The organism is Kitasatospora sp. NPDC091335 (assembly GCF_044757205.1).
Lineage (GTDB): Bacteria > Actinomycetota > Actinomycetes > Streptomycetales > Streptomycetaceae > Kitasatospora.
Window position 1 is genome coordinate 178,669 of sequence record NZ_JBIVUM010000016.1, and the last position, 18,070, is coordinate 196,738.

An 18,070-nucleotide genomic window follows, 5' to 3' on the forward strand; every position below is an offset into this window, starting at 1 on the left:
TGCGAGGATTCATCTTCAGTTGGGGTGTTAGTGACCGCCGTCGAAACCCGTCCCGCCGGGGTCACCGGGGCGACTCCTGCGCACCGGCCGCTCGGGGCCCGTGTCGGCGCGTTCGTCGCACTGACCAAGCCGCGGATCATCGAGCTGCTGCTGATGAGCACCGTGCCGGTGATGTTCCTGGCCCAGCAGGGCGTGCCGAACATGCTGCTGGTGCTGAAGGTCGTCGTCGGCGGCTACCTCTCGGCGGGCGGCGCCAACGCCCTCAACATGTACATCGACCGGGACATCGACGCGGTCATGTCGCGCACCGAGCGCCGGCCGATCGTCACCGGGATGGTGTCGCCGCGCGAGGCGCTGGTGTTCGGCATCGTGCTCGCGGTCGTCTCGACCCTGCTGCTGGGCTTCGGGGTCAACTGGCTGTCCGCCTGGCTGGCGCTGGGCGCGCTGCTGTTCTACGTGTTCGTCTACACGCTGGGGCTCAAGCGGCGCACCTCGCAGAACATCGTCTGGGGCGGCATCGCCGGCTGCATGCCGGTGCTGGTCGGCTGGTCCTCGGTGACCAACACGGTGTCCTGGGCCGCGGTGCTGCTGTTCCTGGTGGTGTTCTTCTGGACGCCGCCGCACACCTGGGTGCTGTCGATGAAGGTCCGCGACGACTACGAGCGGGCCGGCGTGCCGATGCTGCCGGTGGTCAAGGGCAACGTGGCGGTCGGCAAGCAGGTCGTCATCTACTCCTGGGTGATGGTGGCGGTCTCGCTGGCGCTCTGGCCGGTGGGGCACATGAGCTGGCTGTACCCCGTCGCCGCGGTGCTGCTCGGCGGGTTCTGGCTGCGCGAGGCGCACGCGCTGTACGGGCGGGCCAAGGCGGGCATCGTGGGCGCGAAGCTCAAGGAGATGCGGCTGTTCCACTGGTCGATCACCTACCTGTCGCTGCTGATGGTGGTCTGCGCGGTCGACCCGTTCGTCAAGTAGAGGCTTACGCGAAGAGCCCCGGTCCAGGCGGACCGGGGCTCTTCCGCGTTCCGGGCGCCGGCGGGCTCTACCGGGCGGGCAGCTCGGAGGGGCCGACGTGGTCGTCCAGCCAGTCCCTGAGCGGCTGGGAGGCGCGCAGGAAGCCGGTGATCCGGGTGCGGGCGGCGCGGGTGCCCAGCCACTTCTCCGGCTCCCACTCCTGCCAGGCCACCAGGCCCTTGTGGCGCAGCAGCCCGATCCTGGGGTGGTCCCTGGGGTAGCCGCGCGGGGCCGACTTGAGGGAGTCCCGGCCGGCCACCCGCGGGCCGGCCCGCTCCACCCGGGCGATCACCCGCTCCAGCTCGGCGCCGCCGACGTCCTCGGCGACGGCGGCCCGGTAGCGGTCCAGCTGGTCGGGGGCGAGCTGGTACATGCCGTTGCCGCAGGCCAGGCCGTCGGCGGAGAGCTGGATGTAGCCGCCGGCCTCCAGGTGCGCGCCGATGTGGGTCTTGTACGGGGACTTGTCGGCACTGAAGCGAACGTCGCGGTTGGGGCGGAAGATCCTCCCCGGCCCGAACTCCGGCTCCAGCTCGGCGAGCAGCAGCTCCATCGGGGCCCGTACGGCGTCGTCGTACTGCTCCTTGTGGGCCTGCCAGAAGGTCTTCGAGTTGTCGGCTTCCAGGTGCTCGTAGAAGTCGAGCGCCTCGGCCGGCCAGCCGTTGAAGGTCACCTTCCCAGTATGTGGCCCGGTGCACAGGGCGCTCCCGTCGCCAGCGGCTCTACCGGTGGGTAGCATGCGGGGCATGAGCAGCGCAGAGACCGCCACCGCCGCGCCGGACGCCCGTACCGAGCGCCGTGCCAAGCGCATCGCCAAGCACCTGACCAGCTTCGCGCGGCAGCACGGGGGCAGTGCCGACGCGGTCGTCGAGTACGTCGGCTCCGTGGCCACCCGGATCGTCGTGGTCGGGGCGGACGGCGCCTGGGGCGACCAGGTGGCCCCCAGCTACGCCGTGGGCAAGCGCGCCGCCGAACTCGCCGGGCTGACCCTGCACGAGGACTTCGAGGGCGAGCTGGGCCTCAAGGTGAAGACCGGCGCGTACGAGTGGAAGCGGATGGCCGGCATCCAGATCTGACCGGCATCCCGGTGTCACGAACGGCCCGGTTCCCCCGTGCGGGGGAACCGGGCCGTCGGCGTGTGCGGGCAGGGAGCCCGAACCCGTCCGCATGACCTGGCCGCCCTGTGGCGCCGCTGTAAGTAGGGCACTGACGCACCCCGGCTACGGGATGGGCGCGCTGGAAGTCGGCGGGGTCGACTTCTGGTGCTTGGCGGCTTGGGGTGCGGCAGTGGGTGAGGGCGTAGGTGGTGCGGGGGTCGGGGTTGGGGGTGGTGGTGAGGAGTTCGCCGGCGGTGGTGAGGGTGGTCCAGTAGGTGGTGGGGTTGCCGGTGCGGGGGAGGGGGCGGGTGGTGGTGAGGGAGAGGTAGGCGGTGGTGAGGTTGCCGGTGGTGATCCAGCGCTGGAGGCCGTGGTGGTGGCCGGGGCGGAGGCTGCCGTGGGCGTCGACGGCGGTGAGGAGGTGGTCGACGATGGTGAGTTCGGTGTCGGTGAGGGACTTGGGGACGTCGAAGACGCCGAGGGCTTCGAGGAGTTCGCCGGTGTCGGTCTCGGAGTTCGGGCGGGGGTCGGCGAGGAGGGCGTGGTAGCAGTCGGTGAGGCGGCGGGTGGTCTCGGCGAGGGGGATGGTGAGGGCGAGGCAGACGGCGCGGGCCGAGGGGAGGGGCTTGCGGGTGCGGCGGGCGAGGAGCGCGTAGGTGTCGGCGGGGGTGCGGCCGCGCGAGAGGGCGTGCCGGGCCAGGGTGGCGAGGTTCATGGGTGGGGTGGCTTTCAGGCGAGGGTGGAGGCGGGGACGGGGGCGATGAGGGCCCAGATGAACTTGCCGATGCCGCCGGGACGGTGGGCGCAGCCCCAGCGTTCGGCGAGTTCGTCGACGAGGAAGAGGCCGCGCCCGTGCTCGTCGGCGGGGGTCGGGGTGCGGAGGACGGGGTGGTTGGTGTCGGCGTCGTGGACCTCCAGCCGCAGGCGGGAGTCGGCCAGGGACATGTGGATCTCGATGTGGCAGTCGTCGGGGGCGTCGGAGTGCTGGACGGCGTTGGCGAAGAGTTCGGTGAGGAGGAGTTCGGCGGTGTCGCGGTAGCGGTCGCCGGAGGGCAGCCCGGCGAGGTAGGCCCGGAGCAGGTAGCGGGCCAGGGGCGTGGACTCGGTGCGGGAGTCGAGGCGCGCGACGAACGTGCGGGGACGACAGGTTTCCGCAGCGTCTCCCGGTCGCCGGGGGAGGTGCCGTCCCGCTTCGGGGGAGTACGGGACCGGGTGAGCGAGATCGGGCGTCATCATGGCCTGCCTGGAGAGTGCTCGTCGTTGGCAGGTTCTACGGTCCCGCTCACGAGTCACCCTGGTCACGGGCGGCAGCGTCCGACAATTCCGGACATGCTGCTACCTTCCTGACCTGCCCGAGCGGCGGAGATCCGACCTGGTTCCGGACAGCGCGGCTTATCGGAATCGCGCGCTGTGACCCCTATGGCGTGAACGGGTCGCTACCGTGAGGTGATCACGCCCATGCACCCCGCACCTTCGGGAGGCCAGAATGCCCCCACGTCCCAAGCCGGGCTCCAAGCAGGATCGCGATGCTGTTCGCTCGGCGCTCATCGCCACCAACGCCCCCGTCTCCGTCATCGCCGCCGAGATGCGCGCCCGTTTCGGCGTGCGGCCTCGCGAGGCATGGCGGCATGCACACGGCTGGACGACTCAAGAGGCCGCCGACCGGTTCAATGACCTCGCCGGTGACGCAGGCCCCAGCGCCGATGCCTCCCTGCTCGGCAAGTGGGAGAAGTGGCCGGCGCCGTCCGGACGCCGGGTCACCCCGCGTGTGCTCACCGTCCTCGCGGACCTCTACGGGGCGACGGCGAACGATCTTCTCGACCTGGACGATCGTCAGTCCTTCACCGAATCCGATCTGCGGATCCTGCGTCACCAAGCCGAGCCCACCCCTACGGCCGCCATCGTCGCTCGCCAGGCCGCACAGCCGGCGCCGCCGCCGGAACCGCCGGCCGAACTCACGGGCGCGGACCTCGTCCGGGCCGCCGCTCGGGAATCCGCGCAGTGGGCGCAATGGGCGGAGGTCACCAACTGTGGGCCCGTCGCCCTCGAACAGTTCACCGCCGACACCCAGTACCTCGCGGCCGCGTATCTGATGGCCGACGATCCACTGTGTGTCTTCCGGCAGACCAAGCTCCAGCTCAACCGCGTCTGGGACCTGCTTTACGGGCACCAACGCCCGCAGCAGCGACGCGAATTGTTCACCATCGCCGGCTACCTCTTCGCGATGCTCGCCTGGATGACCAGCGACTTCGGACACCGTGCCCAGGCCGAGACCCACGCGCGCGCCGCCCTGCTGTGCGCCGACAACGCCGACGACCTCGCCCTGCACGCGTGGGTCTGCTCCACCCGCAGCAAACTCGCCTTCTGGGACGGCGAGTTCCGTCAGGCCGTCCAGCAGGCCCAGCGCGGTGTCGACTACCGGGCCGCTGGGACGGTTGCCGTTCTTCTCCAGTGCCAGCTTGCCGATGCCTGGGCGGAGGCCGGTGCCCGCGCCCAGGCATTGATCGCGATCGGTGATGCCGAGGACGCGGCATCCCTCGACCGCTCCAGCGTGCTCAACGACCAGGTCGGCGGACTCTTCAGCTGCCAGACCGGGCGTCACGCGAACTACAGTGCGGCGGTGTACCTGCGTGCCGGGTCCGCCCGTGACGCCCTCAGCCACGCTGACCGTGGACTCGCCGCACTTCAGCAGCAGCGCGTGCGCGCCTACGGCACGGAGGCCCAGCTGCACATCACCCGGGCCGGTGCGAACCTACTCGCCCGCGACCCTGAGGGCGTCCTCGATGCCATCGCCCCGGTGCTGGCCATGCCGATCGAACACCGCACTGCTCCCGTCCGCCGACGCCTGCGCGACCTCGCACGCGACACCGCTGCCTCCCCCATGGGAGACAGCGCCGCCGGTCTGCGTCTCCAGGATGCGGTTCAGACCGCCGTTCGCGAAGCCGCACGCGCCCTCTCCCCGGGGACCGCAACCAGTGCTTGGATCAACGACCATGACTGACACCCCCGAACGGATGGCGAACCACTGGTGGTGGCGGCCTGGCTGGGCCGAGGGCCGCCGTTTCTACACCTGGCACCTCACCTTCGACGGCGCACGCGACCTCCACCGGCTCGCAGCCGACTACCGCCGGGCTCTGGCGGATGTGCCCGGCCTCGATCCGGTCCCTGACCGTTGGCTCCACCTCACCATGCAAGGCCTGGGCTTCGTCGACGAGGTGGAGGAGGACGACGCCCGAGCCATCGCCGACGCCGTCGGCCGCCGGTTGGCCGAGATCCCCGCCTTCGAGCTTGCTCTCGGTCCCGCGATGGTCACCCCCGAGGCTCTGCTGCTCACCGTTGCTCCCGCCGATCCGGTCCGCGCTGTCCGTTCGGCCATCCGCGCCGCCATTGCCGACGTCTGGCCGCAGGTCCCGGAGGCGGCGGACGGGTTCCGGCCGCACGTCTCCGTCGCCTACTCCAACGCCACGGGAGTCGCTCAGCCCGCCATCGACGCTCTGGCGGGAGTCACCTCCTACCCGGCGACCGCTCGCGTCGCGTCCGCCGAGCTGATCGTCCTCGGCCGCGATGAGCGGATGTACGAGTGGCAGTCGTTCGCCCAGGTTCCGCTCGGATGAACGATCCCGTTCCTCGGTCTGCTGCGTTGAGGAGCTTCAATTGGATCCATGTCCTCGACGTGCTTCGTCCTACCCTCGGCAGCCGTTCGAAGCCGGCTGTGTGACCAGCGATACCGCGAGGCGAGACCCACAGGAGGTGGGGATGCCGCCGCCGCTCCACTCGGAGTCCGTCGCGGGGGTGGTGGTGCGCGAGGACGGCCGGGTGTCGGTGATTCGGCTCTTGGATGGCAGGCAGACGGCCGAGCTGGAAGGCCAGTTGAAGGAAGTGTTCGCGGAGGCGTTCGCGGAGCCTCCGTACGGCGAGGGGCCGAGCGACGTGGAGCGGGCGTTTCGTCGGTTCCGGTCGCAGGTGCGTCGGCGGGGGTTCCGGGCCGTGATCGCCTTCGACGGTGACTCCGCTGTGGGCATGGCGTACGGCTACCCGCTGTCGGCCAACACCGGATGGTGGGACACCCTGGTCGATCCAGTGCCCGGAGATCTCAGGGATGAGGACGGAAGGCGAACGTTCGGTCTTTTCGAGCTGGCAGTCCGGCCCCGGTGGTGCCGCCAGGGGATCGCCACTCGCATGCATCGCGTCCTCATCGACGGAATCGACAACGCCCGGGTGATGCTGAATGCCCGACCGGAGGCGACTGCGGCCCAGGCGTCCTACCGGGCGTGGGGCTACACGCGCGTCGGGTCGGCGATACCGTGGGAGGGCGCGGCTCGGCACGATGTGATGCTGCTCGATCTGGCCCGTCCGGTGGCGCGAGCGTGAGATTCCGGGCCGCGCTGCGGGACGACACGGCACCGAGTATCCGGACCCACGACGGGCGACAGCTGCTGTGACAAACGGCGAAGGCCCCCATCGTGGTGCGGGCAGGGTGTTTGCGTGACCTGGCCGCTGGGCCCGCCGACCCGGCGGGCCCAGCGGCCATCCGTGCTGTGCCGATCCGTGGATCAAGCGGGCCTGCTTGGCGGACGGGAAGGGTTCTGGGGGAGGGCTTGATCGGTGCGGGCGTCGTCAGGTCGGCATGGACGATCTTCCTGAACGGGAGGAGCGTGACGCCCCAGTGGCCGTGGGTGAGCCGAGCTGGATGCCTTCCGTGAATTCCTCGGGAGGCACCGCGACTACGGCCCGGTCGGTGAGTACCTGGCACGATTCGACGAGGCGTGCAGAGCCCGGCAGCTCTTGCTCGCTGACATCGTCCCGTTGCCCCGGGGAGGTTCAACGTGAGGCCCGTTTCCACCGATACCGAAGCCTGGAACGCCCACCTTGCCGAGGGCAATGCCAGGCAAGCCCGTAAGCGTGTCTCAGCGGACGTGATCCTGCGTGACCGGGCCGGTCGCATCCTGACCGTCAACCCTACCTACAAGGAGGGCTGGGACCTCCCCGGCGGGATGGCTGAGGCCAACGAGCCACCGGACGAGGCCGCAGTGCGGGAACTGCGCGAGGAACTGGGCCTGGAGATCAGGATCCATCGCCTGTTGGTGGTGGACTGGGTTGCGCCGCACGGCCCCTGGGACGACCAGATCGCGTTCATCTTCGACGCGGGAACCCTCTCACCCGCTCGGGCCGCGAGGGTTCGCCCACACGACGACGAACTGTCCGAGGCCGTCTTCCTCCCCGTATCGGAGGTCGCCAACCGACTGCGGCTTCGCCAGCGGAACCGGCTGGACGCCGCTGTCAGGGCAATCGCAGACGGCCGAGCACGGTATCTGCGTGACGGAGCGGAGGCCTGGTGACGCCAGGGGCAGCGAAGGGGGCAGAGCGGCTCCCGTCTGCGCCGCCGGCCCGGCGGCGATGCGCTTGGACCATCACGGGCATCGAGCGGGAGCCGTCACCGGCAAGGATGCGGACGGTCCGGACGGACGGCGGACGGCGGACGGCGACGAGCATGCGGGTCTGGCAGCCCGTCTTGAAGGAGTTGGTGACCAACTCGCTGACGATCATTGCAGAGTTGTCCAGCAGATCACCCAGCCCCCGCTCCCGCAGCTGCGCGTACAAGTGGCGGGATGCGTTCCTTGGAACAGGAGTTCAGGTTTGACCGGGCATCATGATCCGTTCCTCTATGTCATCGTCTGTGCCTCGGGAATCGCTGACGGCGTGAGCGAACTGATCACTGCCGCCCACGCGGAGGGATGGAAGGTCGGGGTGATCGCCACTCCCAACGCACTCCGTTTCCTGGATCAAGAAGCCATAGAGGCCCATACCGGCTATCCGATCCGCTCGGCCTGGCGTGCGCCCGGCAGTTCCCGGCCACTGCCGGAGGCCGATGCCGTCGCGGTCGTCTCCGCCACCTTCAACACCATCAACAAGTGGGCCCTCGGAATCGCTGACACGCTGGCGTTGGGCATCCTCTGCGAGACGTACGGGTTGGGCATTCCCGTCGTCGTCCAGCCCTATGTCAACTCCGCCCTGGCGGCCCACCCGGCCTATTCGGAGAGCCTGGCCCGACTGCGCTCGATGGGCGTCCTGCTCGGTGACTCCGTTCCCCACCGGCCCAAGTCCGGCGGAGCACGCGACGAGTACAACTGGACCCATGTCCTGGACGTGCTTCGTCCCACCCTCGGCAGCCGTTCAAGGCCGGCCACGTGACCGGCGATACCGGGAGGCGAGATCCACGGGAGGTGGGGATGCCGCTGCCGCTCCACTCGGTGTCCGTCGCGGGGGTGGTGGTGCGCGAGGACGGCCGGGTGCTGGCAATTTGCCGGGCTGACAACGGGACCTGGGAGCCTCCGGGTGGAGTGCTGGAGCTGGACGAAACCGTCGAGGACGGCGTGCGCCGCGAGGTCTACGAGGAGACCGGCATCAACGTCGGCGTGGAGCGGCTGACCGGTGTCTACAAGAACGTGAGCCGAGGGATCGTCGCTCTCGTATTCCGCTGTCGGCCGGAGAGTGGGGCGGAGCAGGTCTCGGACGAGTCGGTCGAAGTCGACTGGCTGACCCCGGCCGGGGTCTCCGACCGCATGGCCGAGGTCTATGCGATCCGCGTCCTGGATGCGCTGCGGGATGGCATGGCACCGGGCATCCGGACGCACGACGGGCGACAGCTGCTGGGACAACGTCGAACCGCCTGCCGCCCGATTGACCACCTTCGCCTGTAGCACGCGGCAGGTGGCCTTGGTTCGAGGCAGGTGAGCACAAAAAGTGACGGCCTCGATGCTCAACGTTAATTGATCGTGGTCGGGCTTAAGGCGGTCGCCGAGACGCCCGCTGTAGGGTCGAGTCGTGGCAACTCTGGCGCTCTTCGACATTGACAAGCAGGTACTGCCTGAGGTTCCCGCGGAAGCAGTCGAGCACGGAGAGGTCTTCACCCGCCGTTGGGTCGTCGAGCTCATCCTCGATCTGCTCGGCTACACGCCGGACAAGGACCTCGCGCAGCTGAAGGTCGTCGAGCCTGCTTGTGGTGCAGGGGCGTTCCTCGGCGTGATCGCTTCACGGATCAGTGCCTCATGTAGAGCCCACGGCCGTCCGATCACCGACGCGGTGCATGCCGTCCAGGCGTTCGACCTGCTCGGGCGTAACGTGGCCGAGAGTCGAGGAGTCGTCGAACAACGGCTCCAGGGTGACGGCTGGGGGCGTACTGAGGCTCGGAAGGTTGCCTCGTGCTGGGTGAAACAGGGCGATTTCCTTCTCCAGCCTGATGCCGAGCACCGTGCGGACTTCGTCGTCGGCAATCCCCCCTATATCAGGCTGGAGGATGTCCCCGACGGCCGGATGGAGGCCTACCGTAGCGTGTGCTCCACAATGGGAGGCCGCGCCGATATCTACATTGGCTTCTACGAGGTGGCACTCCGGAGCTTGCAGCCCGGGGGGCGGCTCGGTTTCATCTGTGCAGACCGTTGGATGAGGAACCAGTACGGCCGTAAGCTCCGCCAGCTGGTGACCAGGCAGTTCAGCATGGACCTGACGCTGGTGATGCATGACGTGGACGCCTTCCAGGAGCAGGTCTCGGCGTACCCTGCTATCACGATCATTTCCCGCCAGGCGCAGGGTGGCGCGGTTGCCGCCGATGCGACCCGCGCGTTCGGGGAGCCGGAAGCCCGTGACTTCCTCGCCTGGTACAAGGCTGAGGATCGGGCGCCGATCGCCACGGCCTCCCTTCAGGCGGCCCCTCTGCCGCACTGGTTCCCTGACGAGGACTCCTGGCCGGCGGCCTCACCTGCGAGGCTCGCCGCTCTCGAAGACCTCAGCGACCGGTTTCGGCTGCTGGAGGACAAGGCCACAGGGACACGCGTCGGCATCGGTATCGCGACCGGTGCGGACAAGGTTTTTATCACCGATGATCGCGAACTGGTTGAGCCGGACCGGCTCCTGCCTCTGGCCATGGTCCGAGACACCACCACCGGCTCCATCCACTGGAGCGGGTCCTGCCTGGTTAATCCGTGGAACTCCCAGGGCGAACTGGTCGACCTTGCTGCCTATCCGAGACTCGCCGCCTACTTCCGCCAACACAGTGGTGCCCTGCGGAAGAGGTATGTCGCAGTCAAGCAGCCCGACCGTTGGTACAAGACGATCGACAAGGTCGACCACCGGCTGACAAGCCGGTTCAAGCTCCTCTTTCCGGACATGAAACTGACAATCCATCCGGTGCTTGATGAAGGGAAGTTGTACCCTCACCACAATCTGTACTTCATCGTCTCGGACGTCTGGGACATGCGAGTGCTCGGTGGCCTGCTCCTCTCCAAGGTGGCCGAGGCGTTCGTGGAGGCATACGCGGTCAAGATGCGTGGGGGAACGCTCCGCTTCCAGGCGCAGTACCTCCGCAAGATCCGTGTTCCGGACCCGGCGGCCATGGCTGAGGAGGACCGTGCTGCCCTGGTTGACGCCTTCGACAAGCGGGACGTGAAGGCGGCCACCGAGGCGGCACTGCGTGTCTACGGGCTTACCGAGCTACCCGATTAGGAGGAACCGACCTTGACAGTCAGCCGCCAGGACTTCGAGGACGCTGTTGCGGCGTACTGGGGCGCCAAGCAGGCCCAGAATGATCAGTCGGCGATCAGGGCCGCAGTCGGTGCTGGCACTGCGGGTTCTGTCAGAGGTGGCAAGCACTTCGATTCCATTGCGGCCCTCCTGGCGAAGTTCTTCCTCGAAGCGGGCTATCCGCGTGAGAGCATCCGGATTACCAAGGCTCAGCGGCTGGAGCTCCCTGGCTACTACAGGCCGCAGAAGCAGTGGGACGTCGTCGTCGCGTACGAGGACACGTTGGTGGCTGCCTTCGAGATGAAGGCCCTGGGCGGGCCGTCTTTCGGCAACAACTACAACAACCGGGTCGAGGAGGCCCTCGGCAGCGCCGTCGACCTTCGAAGGGCAGCATTGGCCGACCTCTACCCCGGGGAGAAGCCCTGGCTCGGTTATTTCTTCATCATGCAGGACGAGGCAGGATCGAGGAGGCCGGTGAAGCCGGCCAAGGGAGCTCTCCCAGTCGAGGACATCTGGCGCGGCAAGTCCTACCAGGAGCGGTTTGGGATCTTCTGCCAGCGGTTGATGGCCGAGCAGCTCTACGATGCGGTTTGCTACGTCACGTCGTCCATGACCGACCCGAAGCCGAATGAGCCGGTTGCCAGTCTGGACTGGAGGCACTTCTCTGCTGCTATAAACGCGCGGATCGGCTACCTGCAGGAACTGGGACTGCCGAAGCCGCATTGGCCTCACAGCGCCTTGTTCGGGGATCTCGGCTAAGCCTGATCTGCGTGAGCGGACTACAGGCACGGGCCGGGGCGGGTGGGATCGTGGATCACGAGGCAGTGCCCTGATCTGGGGGTTTACCGCGAAGTGATCGATGGTGGCAGCAATCAACATGAACACTCTCCGGCTCGGGCAAGCCTGGGCCGGGACACGGCGAAGGCCCCCATCGCGATGGGGGCCTTCGCCGTGTGTCCTGCTTCCGCTCAGACCGAGGCGGCCTGCGGGGTCTGGGCGGGCAGCTGATCGGTGACGTCCTCGGTCCCGCGGGTGCGCAGGGCGAGCGGGATGCGCAGGACGGCGATCCAGGTGAGCGCGGCGAGCAGCATGTGGAGGCCGACCATCAGCTCGGGGGCGTCGGTGAAGTACTGGATGAAGCCGAGCACGCCCTGGAGGAGCAGCACGGCCAGCAGCTCCTTGGCGCGTGCCCGGGCGGCCGGCGGGGCCTTCACGGCGGCGAAGACGAAGATCACCGCGATGGCCAGGCCGACCGCGACGAAGGCGAGGTCGGCGTGGAACTGGGCCAGGCGGTCGTAGTCGATCGGGATCCGCGGGACGATCTTGTTGTCCTTGGGCGTGCCGGGGTGGTGGCCGGCGCCGGTCACCAGGGTGCCGGCCGCGACGAGCAGGCCGATGACCGTGACCAGGACGTACGAGAGCTGGTGGATCGGGCGGGCCACGGACAGCTTCGGCGGGCCGTCGCCCTCCTTGGACCGCTCCCACATCAGCAGCGCGACCCAGACCAGGGCCATCGCGGCGATCATGTGCAGCGCCACGGTGTACGGGTTGAGGCCGGTCAGCACGGTGATGCCGCCGAGTACGGCGTTGCTCATCACCAGCCAGAACTGCGCCCAGCCGAGCCTGGTCATGCTGTGCCGCCAGGGCCGGTGGCAGCGGGCGGCCAGGATGGCCCAGCCGACGGCGGCGCTCAGCACGTAGGTGAGCATCCGGTTGGTGAACTCGACGACGCCGTGGAAGCCCATCTCGGCGGTGGGCACCAGGCTGTCGTCGGTGCATCGGGGCCAGGTCGTACAGCCGAGGCCGGAGGCGGTGAGCCGGACGGCGCCGCCGGTGACGACGATCACCACGCTCATCACCAGCGCGGCGAACGTGGCACGCCGGACCATCTCGGCGGATGGCTGCCAGCGCTCGGCGAGCAGGGAGAAGGGATTAGGCACGCGGTCAATCGTAGGCGGCCTTACAGGCGATCTTGGGGCGGGGCACGGGCCGCGCGGCGGTGTGGCGCGGGCGGCACGGCGGGGCGGTGCGGAACCGGCGGCCGGCGACACGCGGGGGAGTGACACGCGGACAAAACGGGGCGGTTCGGTCAAGGAGTGAATTGGTCTTGACCAATCACCCATTTGGCCGAAAGAGTGCGGCTTGGTCCATACCTTTTTCGGACCGCTCCCCACCCCCCTCCCGCACGTCAAGCGGAGATCCTGCACATGCGCATACCCATTTCCGCCGCCGCGCTCGCCGTCGGTGGCTCTCTCGCACTGGCCGGTCTGATCGCCCCGGCCGCCCACGCCGCCGACCCCGCCCAGGAATGCCGCGGCCTCGGGGTCGCCAACCTCTACGGTGAGTTCATCGAGGGCGACGACACCCACACCCCCGACGCCGAGGGCGCCGTCGCGGTCGGCGGCAACGCCGACTTCACCGGCGGCTTCTCGGTCGGCCAGGAGCTCACCGCGGCCCAGGTCGACGCACTGCCCGGCAAGAACGCCCTGGTCGTGGCCGGAAAGATCACCGGTCACAACACCCAGGTGATGAAGGGCAACGGCGTCTTCGGCGCCAAGGCCGACGGCGCGGTGGCCCAGGCCCACCAGGGCGCCGTCACCCAGGGCCCCTCACCGATCGACTTCAAGGCCGAGTTCGCCAAGCTGCGCGCCGCGTCCACCTCGCTGGCCGCCGTGCCGCAGACCTCCGGTGCCACCGTCCAGGCCGAGGGCGCCAAGCTGACGCTCACCGGCGGGGACGCGAAGTACAACAGCTTCACCGTCGACGCGGCGAAGCTCCAGGGCGCCAAGGACGTCTTCCTCAAGGTGCCGGCCGGCTCGGTGACCGTGGTCAACGTGACCGGCGGCTCGTACGACATGGCGGCGGCCGGGACCACCGGCTTCCACCTGTGGGACGAGGGCAAGAAGGCCTTCGTGCTGGACGACAAGCTCCAGAGCGCCCAGGGCGGGGCGATCCGGTCCAAGCTGCTCTGGAACTTCCCGACCGCCACCAAGGTGGTCAAGAACAGCCAGGCCGCCTGGGCCGGTACCGTGCTCGCGCCGAACGCCGCCTTCGACCTCGGCAGCGGCGGCCCGGTCAACGGCTCGGTGATCGCCGCCTCGCTGACCGGCAAGGGCGGTGCGGAGACGCACCACTACCCGTTCACCGGCTGCCTGCCCGGCACCGTCCCGACGCCGTCCGTGCCGCCGACGGCGCCGCCGACCGTGCCGCCGACCGTGCCGAGCGGTTCGCCGTCGGCCACGCCGAGCGGCTCGACCGCCCCGAGCGGTTCGGCGAGCCCCTCGGGTAGCCCGTCCGCCCCGACGGGCAGCGCCAAGCCCAGCGCGAGCGGTTCGGCGAGTCCGTCGGCCGGCGCCTCGACGAGCGCTCCGGCGGCCGCGGGCAGCCCGTCCGCCTCGCCGGACGCGGGCGGCAACCTGGCGCACACCGGCTCCGGCCCGGTGCTGCCGCTGGCGATCGGCGGCGCGGTCGTGCTCGCGGCCGGCGGCGGGATCGTGGTGGCCGCGCGACGCAAGGCGGCCAAGCGGGCCTGAAGGCCCTGAACCGGCGGTGACGGCACGGAAGGGCCGGGCCGCCGGAAAGGTCGGAATGGCCCGGATGTTCGTCGGTTGACCGAAGCGGCGCCCTTGGTGATTGAACCTGATCACCGGGGGCGCCGTTCGTCTTGAAGGTGACGAAGTTCAGTCAGGTTCGCCGAATTCGCGTTCTGCGAGGTGGCGGCTGTGATGGGCTGGTCATGCACATAGGAAGACGGACGGAAAGTCGATATCCGGTCGTACGGCGGGGTGTGGCGGGGTGCGGGAGTGCCGGTAGAGTCCCCCGGACAGTCGTAGCGGGCCACCGCGAACCACTCAACACGCCTGCTGCACAAGACCGTTCGGAGGGGAACAAGGTAATGGCACGACAGCAGCGGCACTTCGCGATCGGCGCGACGGCACTTGCCGGAACGGCTGCGGCCGGTTTTCTACTGCCCCTGGCACTGGCCACCAACGCTTCGGCACACGTGCCGAGTTGGTCGGTGACCTGCGACAAGATCGTGATCGATCTGATCAACTACAGCCCCAAGGCCGACGTGAAGAACACCGTCAGCCTCGTCATCGACGGCGAGAAGGTCCTGGATGCCAAGGCCTTCCCCGCGGAGTTCCACGGCTCCTTCCCGGTGAAGGACCACAACGCCCCGATCAAGGCGAACCTGGTGGTCACCACCACGGAGAACCCGAACGAGAAGGGCTGGAACATCAACGAGACCAAGACCATCGAGCCGTGCCACACGCCGACTCCGACCCCCACTCCCACTCCCACGCCGACTCCGACGCCCACCCCCACGCCCACCCCCACGCCGACGCCGACCTTGACGCCGACGAAGACCCCGACTCCCACGCCGACGCCCACCGTGACGCCGACCGTCACCCCGTCGGCCACCCCGACCCCGAGCAAGACCCCCACCCCGGCGCCCGCCACCAGCGCGCCGGCGCTCGCCCAGACCGGTAGCAGCGACGCCACCCCGATGATCGCGGCGGCCGGCGGCGGTGTGCTGCTGGTCGGCGGCGCGCTCGTCCTGCTGGCCCGCAAGCGCCGCGGCGGCAGTGAGAGCTGACGCCACGTCAGCCGTACGCACGACGACGCCCCCCGGCCGCATCCGGCCGGGGGGCGTCGCGCGTCGTGGCGGCGGGCTACTCCCAGCGGAAGAAGCGGGCGGCCGCGGCCAGGCCGAGCACCGACCAGCCGGCCAGGATGCCGAGGTCCGACCAGGGCACCCCGGCGCCGGTCTGGAGCACCGAGCGCAGACCGTCCGAGAGCGCCGAGATCGGCAGCAGCTCCAGCACCGACCGCACCGCGGCGGGGAACTTGCCCAGCGGCACGATCACCCCGCCGGCCAGCAGCAGCAGGACGAACACCAGGTTGGCGGCGGCCAGGGTGGCCTCGGCCTTCAGGGTGCCGGCCATCAGCAGGCCGAGCCCGGAGAAGGCGGCGGTGCCGAGCACCAGCAGCGCGACCACCGTCAGGGCCCCCTGCGGTGTGGCGAGCCCCTGGGGGGACCAGCCGAGCGCCAGCGCGATCACCGCCAGCAGCGCGACCTGCAGCGCCTCCGTCACCAGGACGCAGCCGGTCTTGGCGGTCAGCAGCGCCCAGCGCGGCAGCGGACTGGCGCCGAGCCGCTTCAGCACGCCGTAGCGGCGCTCGAAGCCGGTGGCGATGGCCTGGCCGGTGAAGGCGGTGGACATCACGGCCAGCGCGAGCAGGCCGGGGGCCAGGAAGTCCACCCGCTTGCCGGGGCCCTCGACCGCGACGACGTCCACGGCGGAGAACAGCACCAGCAGCACGGTCGGGATGACCACGGTGAGCAGCAGCTGCTCGCCGTTGCGCAGCAGCATCCGGGTCTCGAACGCGGTCTGGGCGAGCAGCATCCGGCCGATCGGCGCCGCGCCGGGCCTGGGGGAGTGGTCGGTGGCCACGGTGCCCACCGTCACCTCGCTTCGTTCGCTCACGGGCGCAGCTCCCGTCCGGTCAGGTCGAGGAAGACGTCTTCGAGGCTGCGGCGCTGGACGGACAGCCGTTCGGGCAGGATGCCGGAGGCCGCGCACCAGGCGGTGACGGTGGCCACCAGCCGGGGGTCGACGGGCGCCTCGATCCGGTAGCCGCCGGGGGCGGTCTCGGTGGCGGTGGCGCCTTCGGGCAGCTCCTTGAGCAGGGGGCCGAGGTCGAGACCGGGCGGGCCGTCGAAGCGCAGCGCGCTCTCGGCGCCGCCGCGGCACAGCTCCTCGGTGGTGCCGTCGGCGATCACCCTGCCGCGGTCGACGATGGCGACCCGGTCGGCGAGCTGCTCGGCCTCGTCCATGTGGTGGGTGGTGACGACCACGGTGACGCCGTCCCGGCGCAGGTCGCGCACCAGCTCCCAGGTGGCCCGGCGGGCCTGCGGGTCGAGGCCGGCGGTGGGCTCGTCCAGGAAGACCAGCTCGGGGCGGCCGACCACGGCCATCGCCAGGGCGAGCCGCTGCTGCTGTCCTCCGGACAGCCGACGGTAGGTGGTGCGGCCGCAGGAGCCCAGGCCGAGGCGTTCGACCAGGGCGTCCACGTCCAGCGGGTGGGCGTGCAGCTTGGCGGTGTGCCGGAGCATCTCAACGGCGCGCGCGCCCGCGTACACGCCCCCGGACTGCAGCATGACGCCGATCCGGGGGCGCAGCGCCGCGTTCTGGGCGACCGGGTCGAGGCCGAGGACGCGGACGGTGCCGGCGTCCGGACGGCGGTAGCCCTCGCAGGTCTCGATGGTGGTGGTCTTGCCGGCGCCGTTGGGGCCGAGGACGGCGGTGATCGCACCGGCCGGGATGGTGAGGTCGAGGCCGTCCACGGCCGACTTGTCGCCGTAGCGTTTGACCAGCCCGGCGATCTGGACCGCGGGTTCGGAGTGCATACCGGCGAGTCTAAGAGGGCCCGACGGGTGGGCCGTACGGAGGCTCGGTGATCGGGCCGTACGGCGGCTCGGTGATCGTTTCCGCAGGCCAGGTAAGGCTTACCTGCGTGACAGAGGCCACCGGTGAGGCATGCGTCACGGCTTGTCCCGGCGGAAGGAATTACGCAACACTGGTGTTGTGAAAAACATGAGCGAGCACGTCCAGCAGCAGGAGGCCGAGTCGGCCTCCTCCTGCGACGTGCCCGTGACGGCGGCCGAGGTGCTGCTGGACGGCCACCGGGCCACCAGGGACCGGGTCGCCCGGTCGATCCTGGACCACGGTCCCTCCTCCGCCGCCGACCTGGCGAGCCGGCTCGGCCTCACCGCCGCCGCCGTCCGCCGCCACCTCGACGGCCTGGTCGCCGCGGGCCTGGTCGAGTCCCGCGAACGGCGGGTCTACGGCAGCCGCGGCCGGGGCCGTCCGGCCAAGGCCTTCGCCCTCACCGACGGCGGCCGGGACGCCTTCTACCAGGCCTACGACCAGCTCGCCGCCGACGCGCTGCGCTGGATCGCGGACTCGGTGGGCGGCGGCAAGGCGGGCGAGGAGGCGGTCGCCGCCTTCGCCCGCGCCCGGTTCGGCAAGCAGGCCGAGAAGTACCTGGAAGCCCTGCGGCTGGCCGCCGCCGGGGAACGCACCGAGGCCCTCGCCCAGGCGCTGAGCGCCGACGGGTACGCTGCCACGGTGCGGCGTGTCCCGTCGGCCGCGGCCAAGGCCCCGGCGGGCGCCCAGCTCTGCCAGCACCACTGCCCGGTCGCGCACATCGCCGAGCAGTTCCCGCAGCTCTGCGAGGCGGAGACCGAGGTCTTCTCGCAACTCCTGGGCACCCATGTGCAACGGCTGGCCACGATCGCCCACGGCGACGGGGTCTGCACCACCTATGTGCCGGCACCCGGTGCCGCATCGTCGTCCGCCCGGCGCGCTTCGGGCCGCGGCTCCGATGCGGTGCCGACTGCCGGTACGTCCACCGAAGATTCTGCGTCCGCGCGTTAGGAA

The 18,070-nt window shown here is 69.9% G+C and carries 19 protein-coding genes; 13 read left to right on the forward strand and 6 right to left on the reverse strand.

Features of this window, described 5'->3' with window-relative positions; genetic code table 11:
• Window positions 1-24: 24 nt before the first annotated feature.
• Window positions 25-972, forward strand: coding sequence for a heme o synthase (locus tag ACIQOW_RS29440; RefSeq protein ID WP_401089959.1), 948 nt, complete (start codon window positions 25-27; stop codon window positions 970-972).
• 67 nt (window positions 973-1,039) lie between these two features.
• On the opposite strand, the gene ACIQOW_RS29445 is transcribed toward ACIQOW_RS29440, so the two are convergent.
• Window positions 1,040-1,681: a DUF2461 domain-containing protein gene (locus ACIQOW_RS29445; RefSeq protein WP_401089961.1), complete on the reverse strand. Its 642-nt coding sequence runs from the start codon at window positions 1,679-1,681 to the stop codon at window positions 1,040-1,042.
• 73 nt (window positions 1,682-1,754) lie between these two features.
• Between ACIQOW_RS29445 and ACIQOW_RS29450 the strand changes: the two genes are divergently transcribed.
• Window positions 1,755-2,084, forward strand: coding sequence for a hypothetical protein (locus tag ACIQOW_RS29450; protein ID WP_401089962.1), 330 nt, complete (start codon window positions 1,755-1,757; stop codon window positions 2,082-2,084).
• Here the strand turns inward: ACIQOW_RS29450 and ACIQOW_RS29455 are convergent.
• Both ACIQOW_RS29455 and ACIQOW_RS29460 read right to left on the reverse strand, forming a co-directional pair.
• On the reverse strand, window positions 2,029-2,820 hold the full coding sequence (locus tag ACIQOW_RS29455; protein WP_401089963.1) for a hypothetical protein: 792 nt from the start codon (window positions 2,818-2,820) through the stop codon (window positions 2,029-2,031). The genes ACIQOW_RS29450 and ACIQOW_RS29455 overlap by 56 nt on opposite strands.
• Window positions 2,821-2,834: 14 nt before the next feature.
• The gene (locus tag ACIQOW_RS29460; protein ID WP_401089965.1) at window positions 2,835-3,341 is read right to left on the reverse strand and encodes an ATP-binding protein; all 507 of its coding nucleotides are present in this window, start codon (window positions 3,339-3,341) and stop codon (window positions 2,835-2,837) included.
• A gap of 250 nt (window positions 3,342-3,591) precedes the next feature.
• Here ACIQOW_RS29460 and ACIQOW_RS29465 point away from each other — a divergent pair, with 250 nt between their 5' ends.
• The 8 genes from ACIQOW_RS29465 to ACIQOW_RS29500 all read left to right on the forward strand — a co-directional run bounded on the left by ACIQOW_RS29465 (window position 3,592) and on the right by ACIQOW_RS29500 (window position 11,384).
• The gene (locus ACIQOW_RS29465) at window positions 3,592-5,106 is read left to right on the forward strand and encodes an XRE family transcriptional regulator (protein ID WP_401089967.1); all 1,515 of its coding nucleotides are present in this window, start codon (window positions 3,592-3,594) and stop codon (window positions 5,104-5,106) included.
• Window positions 5,099-5,719, forward strand: a complete 621-nt coding sequence (locus ACIQOW_RS29470; RefSeq protein ID WP_401089969.1) for a 2'-5' RNA ligase family protein — start codon at window positions 5,099-5,101, stop codon at window positions 5,717-5,719. The genes ACIQOW_RS29465 and ACIQOW_RS29470 overlap by 8 nt, the downstream gene beginning before the upstream one ends.
• 142 nt (window positions 5,720-5,861) lie before the next feature.
• Window positions 5,862-6,476: a GNAT family N-acetyltransferase gene (locus ACIQOW_RS29475; protein WP_401089971.1), complete on the forward strand. Its 615-nt coding sequence runs from the start codon at window positions 5,862-5,864 to the stop codon at window positions 6,474-6,476.
• 455 nt (window positions 6,477-6,931) lie between these two features.
• The gene (locus ACIQOW_RS29480) at window positions 6,932-7,444 is read left to right on the forward strand and encodes an NUDIX domain-containing protein (protein WP_401089973.1); all 513 of its coding nucleotides are present in this window, start codon (window positions 6,932-6,934) and stop codon (window positions 7,442-7,444) included.
• 298 nt (window positions 7,445-7,742) lie between these two features.
• A complete protein-coding gene (locus tag ACIQOW_RS29485) occupies window positions 7,743-8,297 on the forward strand; it encodes a flavoprotein (RefSeq protein ID WP_401089975.1) in 555 nt (184 codons plus the stop codon).
• Between the two features lie 38 nt (window positions 8,298-8,335).
• Window positions 8,336-8,806, forward strand: coding sequence for an NUDIX hydrolase (locus ACIQOW_RS29490; protein WP_401089977.1), 471 nt, complete (start codon window positions 8,336-8,338; stop codon window positions 8,804-8,806).
• A 124-nt stretch (window positions 8,807-8,930) separates the two neighbouring features.
• Complete coding sequence (locus ACIQOW_RS29495) at window positions 8,931-10,607, forward strand: Eco57I restriction-modification methylase domain-containing protein (RefSeq protein WP_401089979.1); 1,677 nt, start codon at window positions 8,931-8,933, stop codon at window positions 10,605-10,607.
• A 12-nt stretch (window positions 10,608-10,619) separates the two neighbouring features.
• The gene (locus tag ACIQOW_RS29500) at window positions 10,620-11,384 is read left to right on the forward strand and encodes a PaeR7I family type II restriction endonuclease (RefSeq protein WP_401089981.1); all 765 of its coding nucleotides are present in this window, start codon (window positions 10,620-10,622) and stop codon (window positions 11,382-11,384) included.
• 209 nt (window positions 11,385-11,593) lie between these two features.
• On the opposite strand, the gene ACIQOW_RS29505 is transcribed toward ACIQOW_RS29500, so the two are convergent.
• Window positions 11,594-12,574, reverse strand: a complete 981-nt coding sequence (locus ACIQOW_RS29505; protein ID WP_401090022.1) for a heme A synthase — start codon at window positions 12,572-12,574, stop codon at window positions 11,594-11,596.
• Between the two features lie 258 nt (window positions 12,575-12,832).
• Between ACIQOW_RS29505 and ACIQOW_RS29510 the strand changes: the two genes are divergently transcribed.
• Together ACIQOW_RS29510 and ACIQOW_RS29515 are read left to right on the forward strand one after the other, a co-directional pair.
• The gene (locus ACIQOW_RS29510) at window positions 12,833-14,158 is read left to right on the forward strand and encodes a choice-of-anchor A family protein (protein WP_401089983.1); all 1,326 of its coding nucleotides are present in this window, start codon (window positions 12,833-12,835) and stop codon (window positions 14,156-14,158) included.
• A gap of 362 nt (window positions 14,159-14,520) precedes the next feature.
• A complete protein-coding gene (locus ACIQOW_RS29515; RefSeq protein WP_401089984.1) occupies window positions 14,521-15,222 on the forward strand; it encodes an LAETG motif-containing sortase-dependent surface protein in 702 nt (233 codons plus the stop codon).
• 76 nt (window positions 15,223-15,298) lie between these two features.
• On the opposite strand, the gene ACIQOW_RS29520 is transcribed toward ACIQOW_RS29515, so the two are convergent.
• Both ACIQOW_RS29520 and ACIQOW_RS29525 read right to left on the reverse strand, forming a co-directional pair.
• Window positions 15,299-16,033 (reverse strand): ABC transporter permease, encoded by a 735-nt coding sequence (locus ACIQOW_RS29520; protein WP_401090024.1) that lies wholly within the window; start codon window positions 16,031-16,033, stop codon window positions 15,299-15,301.
• A gap of 77 nt (window positions 16,034-16,110) precedes the next feature.
• Window positions 16,111-17,037, reverse strand: a complete 927-nt coding sequence (locus tag ACIQOW_RS29525) for an ABC transporter ATP-binding protein (RefSeq protein WP_401089986.1) — start codon at window positions 17,035-17,037, stop codon at window positions 16,111-16,113.
• 187 nt (window positions 17,038-17,224) lie between these two features.
• On the opposite strand from ACIQOW_RS29525, the gene ACIQOW_RS29530 reads away from it, so the two are divergent.
• Complete coding sequence (locus tag ACIQOW_RS29530; protein WP_401089988.1) at window positions 17,225-18,067, forward strand: helix-turn-helix transcriptional regulator; 843 nt, start codon at window positions 17,225-17,227, stop codon at window positions 18,065-18,067.
• Window positions 18,068-18,070 lie beyond the last annotated feature (3 nt).

Coding starts and splice junctions, on each gene's coding strand:
- ACIQOW_RS29525 (WP_401089986.1), bottom strand. CDS start 17,037: ATGCACTCCGAACCCGCGGTCCAGATCGCCGGGCTGGTCAAACGCTAC.
- ACIQOW_RS29455 (WP_401089963.1), bottom strand. CDS start 2,820: ATGAACCTCGCCACCCTGGCCCGGCACGCCCTCTCGCGCGGCCGCACC.
- ACIQOW_RS29515 (WP_401089984.1), top strand. CDS start 14,521: ATGGCACGACAGCAGCGGCACTTCGCGATCGGCGCGACGGCACTTGCC.
- ACIQOW_RS29450 (WP_401089962.1), top strand. CDS start 1,755: ATGAGCAGCGCAGAGACCGCCACCGCCGCGCCGGACGCCCGTACCGAG.
- ACIQOW_RS29490 (WP_401089977.1), top strand. CDS start 8,336: ATGCCGCTGCCGCTCCACTCGGTGTCCGTCGCGGGGGTGGTGGTGCGC.
- ACIQOW_RS29510 (WP_401089983.1), top strand. CDS start 12,833: ATGCGCATACCCATTTCCGCCGCCGCGCTCGCCGTCGGTGGCTCTCTC.
- ACIQOW_RS29520 (WP_401090024.1), bottom strand. CDS start 16,033: ATGCTGCTCGCCCAGACCGCGTTCGAGACCCGGATGCTGCTGCGCAAC.
- ACIQOW_RS29475 (WP_401089971.1), top strand. CDS start 5,862: ATGCCGCCGCCGCTCCACTCGGAGTCCGTCGCGGGGGTGGTGGTGCGC.
- ACIQOW_RS29460 (WP_401089965.1), bottom strand. CDS start 3,341: ATGATGACGCCCGATCTCGCTCACCCGGTCCCGTACTCCCCCGAAGCG.
- ACIQOW_RS29530 (WP_401089988.1), top strand. CDS start 17,225: ATGAGCGAGCACGTCCAGCAGCAGGAGGCCGAGTCGGCCTCCTCCTGC.
- ACIQOW_RS29465 (WP_401089967.1), top strand. CDS start 3,592: ATGCCCCCACGTCCCAAGCCGGGCTCCAAGCAGGATCGCGATGCTGTT.
- ACIQOW_RS29470 (WP_401089969.1), top strand. CDS start 5,099: ATGACTGACACCCCCGAACGGATGGCGAACCACTGGTGGTGGCGGCCT.